The following is a 4,045-nucleotide window of genomic DNA, read 5'->3' as shown; positions in this document are numbered from 1 at the left end:
GCCAAAGGCCAACCTCCGGACCTCTCCTGGCTCAAGCAGTAACCGCGACTCCGCCCCCCCCCACGCCCCCGAGCTGGCTCGGGCGTCCCCCCCCTGTGATCAGGTACCCCAAGAGGCATCGGCTCAAGTCAACGGCATTGACTCGAGTCTGGGGCGACCTACTTCACGTAAGGGATCCTCCAGCTTCCCTTGCTCTTTTTGATCAAGAGGATTCCCCAGATAAACAAGCCTCCGCTGACCAGCATGATAACAGGCCCATGATAGCGTGAACTAATAACAATAGATATGATCATGGCGACCACACCCAAAATACATCTCGTCATGGTTTTGTTCCTGCGGGATGTTCAAGCTGTTGATCCCTGATGGCATGATACGTAGCGTCGATGAACATGTCCTTTCCTCGATTGACCAAAGGCGTCGCAACACCCAGAGGCGTTCCCGGAGGAATTGCTGCAATTCGTTTGATGGTCTCCTTGCTCATATCGGCGGTTGGCGTTGGAGAATAAAGGATGGTTTCCAGCCCCATAGTGAGAAGGGTGAGCGTGCCGAAGAGAACTTCGCCAATTATGAAATCACCCGGGCATAAGACGGCCATCATGGTCGCTGCGGCAAAGTTATACTTCGCCTTCTGTAGCTCTCGTCGGAGTGTTCCATCGGTTTCCCCGTTGGAATGTGGCCCAAGCGCCTCGCCGTCATTGTACATGTACGCCATGATGCCGACATTGGCGCCGTACATGAATCCGGCGAAGAAGGTGTCGCCGTTCTCATCGGAGACGACCCCGGCGATGATGCCGCCCACGATCGCCCGGCTGGCCATCTGGGAGAGGTGGTTGTCCGGCAGATAGCAGCCGAAGGTCTCGCCGAAGAGCTTGGCGCCGCCGGCGGAAAGGCCGCCCAGGAGGGCGCCCTGGCCGACGTCGGTGCCGGTGATGGCGGCGTTGATGGCGCCGGTGGCGGCACCCATGGCCAGGTGGATGCCGGCCTGGGCCAGGGGGTTGCTCACCCCCACCAGGAGGTCACCCGCAAAGTCGAAGCCTGCCGCGGTGACCGTGCTGGTGGCATAGGATAGCGCGGCCACCTTGAAGCCGTCCAGGAAATCCCCGCCGTTCATCTCCAGGGCCAGGCCCTGGGCGATGCCGTTGCCGGTGATGGTGCCCAGGGCGGTGCCCACGGAACTGGCGATCTGGGCCGCCAGCCCCTGGGGGTCGACCATGGCCAGGGGGCTGTTGTGGACGTAGGCGTAGAGGTTGAGGCCAGCGGCTTGGCCCAGGGGGTCGGTGGCCAGGTACCGGCCCAGGGTCGGATCGTAGTAGCGGTGCCAGTTGGAGTGGAGGCCGGTCTCGGCGTCGAAGTACTGGCCCGGGAGGCGCAGGTTGTTGGTGACCGTCTCGATTTCGATCACCGCCTGGCCGAAGGAGTCGTAGGTGGCGGCCCAGACTACTTGGCCGGTGCTGCTGATGAGCTTCTGGGGCGTGCCCTGATTGTCGTTCAGGTACCAGAAGTACTGGTCGCTCTCCTGCATGAAGACCGGGGTCGCGGTCCAGGAGCTGCCCAGGATGTAGCCGTAGGAGCGGATCTCCTGGCCGGTGCCGTTCATCTCGCAGGCCAGGCCCTCGTCGGCATAGAAGAAGAAGGTGTCCTCCCCCTGGACGGTTTTCCAGAGCCGGCGGCCGAAAGGATCGTAGCCGTAGCTGGCCAGCTCGGTGCCGCCGGCGGCCAGAACCTGGGTGAGGCGGTTTTCGGCATCGTAGAGCAGCTCCATCTCCTGGCCTTCCGGGCTCCGCATCCGGACCAGGTTGCCGTTGGCGTCGTGGTTGAACTGCTCCTGGCCGATGGCCACCAACTCGTGGTTGGCGTTGTACTGCCAGCCCAGGGATTCGCCCCCGGCATCCTTGAGCCGGGCGTCCCGGAGGCGGTTGCCGGCGGCATCGTAGAGATAGGCCTCGTCCTCCAGGGTCGGGTTGCCGGCACTGCTGAGCCGGGCCAGGCGGTCATCGGCAAAGGTGTAGCTGCCGTGCTCGGTGTCGCGCCGGAGGAGCTTTCCGGCCGGCGAGAAGGAGTAGCCCCGGCTCAGGATGGTCTGCTGGGGGCTTGTCAACCCGGCCGGGCAAGGCTTCAACAGCCTTGGGCCGGCTTACCGGCATCGAGACCACGGGTGCCAGCTGACGTGAGCCCCGTTCGGGTTGTACCAGGCACCCTAGGAACCAACGTCCCCTTCGTGCCCACTGGGCCGGCTCACCGGCATCGAGATCACGGGTGCCTGACCTGCGCCCGGTTCGGGTTGTTGCCGTGCACCCTGGGAACCAACGTCCCCCACCACACCGGATTCTCACCGTGCGCCAGACCTGCCGCCTCCGCAGCCAGCCCACCTTCCCCATCGTCGTCGCCGCCATCGCCGCCGCCAAAGGCCAACCTCCGGACCTCTCCTGGCTCAAGCAGTAACCGCGACTCCGCCCCCCCCCACGCCCCCGAGCTGGCTCGGGCGTCCCCCCCCTGTGATCAGGTACCCCAAGAGGCATCGGCTCAAGTCAACGGCATTGACTCGAGTCTGGGGCGACCTACTTCACGTAAGGGATCCTCCAGCTTCCCTTGCTCTTTTTGATCAAGAGGATTCCCCAGATAAACAAGCCTCCGCTGACCAGCATGATAACAGGCCCATGATAGCGTGAACTAATAACAATAGATATGATCATGGCGACCACACCCAAAATACATCTCGTCATGGTTTTGTTCCTGCGGGATGTTCAAGCTGTTGATCCCTGATGGCATGATACGTAGCGTCGATGAACATGTCCTTTCCTCGATTGACCAAAGGCGTCGCAACACCCAGAGGCGTTCCCGGAGGAATTGCTGCAATTCGTTTGATGGTCTCCTTGCTCATATCGGCGGTTGGCGTTGGAGAATAAAGGATGGTTTCCAGCCCCATAGTGAGAAGGGTGAGCGTGCCGAAGAGAACTTCGCCAATTATGAAATCACCCGGGCATAAGACGGCCATCATGGTCGCTGCGGCAAAGTTATACTTCGCCTTCTGTAGCTCTCGTCGGAGTGTTCCATCGGTTTCCCCGTTGGAATGTGGCCCAAGCGCCTCGCCGTCATTGTACATGTACGCCATGATGCCGACATTGGCGCCGTACATGAATCCGGCGAAGAAGGTGTCGCCGTTCTCATCGGAGACGACCCCGGCGATGATGCCGCCCACGATCGCCCGGCTGGCCATCTGGGAGAGGTGGTTGTCCGGCAGATAGCAGCCGAAGGTCTCGCCGAAGAGCTTGGCGCCGCCGGCGGAAAGGCCGCCCAGGAGGGCGCCCTGGCCGACGTCGGTGCCGGTGATGGCGGCGTTGATGGCGCCGGTGGCGGCACCCATGGCCAGGTGGATGCCGGCCTGGGCCAGGGGGTTGCTCACCCCCACCAGGAGGTCACCCGCAAAGTCGAAGCCTGCCGCGGTGACCGTGCTGGTGGCATAGGATAGCGCGGCCACCTTGAAGCCGTCCAGGAAATCCCCGCCGTTCATCTCCAGGGCCAGGCCCTGGGCGATGCCGTTGCCGGTGATGGTGCCCAGGGCGGTGCCCACGGAACTGGCGATCTGGGCCGCCAGCCCCTGGGGGTCGACCATGGCCAGGGGGCTGTTGTGGACGTAGGCGTAGAGGTTGAGGCCAGCGGCTTGGCCCAGGGGGTCGGTGGCCAGGTACCGGCCCAGGGTCGGATCGTAGTAGCGGTGCCAGTTGGAGTGGAGGCCGGTCTCGGCGTCGAAGTACTGGCCCGGGAGGCGCAGGTTGTTGGTGACCGTCTCGATTTCGATCACCGCCTGGCCGAAGGAGTCGTAGGTGGCGGCCCAGACTACTTGGCCGGTGCTGCTGATGAGCTTCTGGGGCGTGCCCTGATTGTCGTTCAGGTACAGCAATTCCCGGAGCCCCCAAACTTGGCTATTCCCATAGGGTTTGACGCGTGGGCTTCGTAAACTTTTTGCCTGAATCAGCCCGGACGCTACGGGAATCCGAGGCATTTTGAGGTGGCTGATGGCCACCGGAGAGCGAAGACCATGGAC

2 protein-coding genes are annotated in these 4,045 nt (G+C 62.7%); both read right to left on the bottom strand.

Annotation, left to right across the window (positions count from 1 at the left end; all coding sequences use genetic code 11):
* Positions 1-319 precede the first annotated feature (319 nt).
* A complete protein-coding gene (locus tag AB1634_18840; protein ID MEW6221570.1) occupies positions 320-2,098 on the bottom strand; it encodes an RHS repeat-associated core domain-containing protein in 1,779 nt (592 codons plus the stop codon).
* Between the two features lie 621 nt (positions 2,099-2,719).
* On the bottom strand, positions 2,720-3,901 hold the full coding sequence (locus AB1634_18835; GenBank protein MEW6221569.1) for an RHS repeat-associated core domain-containing protein: 1,182 nt from the start codon (positions 3,899-3,901) through the stop codon (positions 2,720-2,722).
* Positions 3,902-4,045 lie beyond the last annotated feature (144 nt).

It is taken from the genome of Thermodesulfobacteriota bacterium (assembly GCA_040755095.1).
Taxonomy (GTDB): domain Bacteria; phylum Desulfobacterota; class Desulfobulbia; order Desulfobulbales; family JBFMBH01; genus JBFMBH01.
Note: the sequence above shows the minus strand (reverse complement) of the source record. Positions and strands in the feature narration are given on the sequence as shown.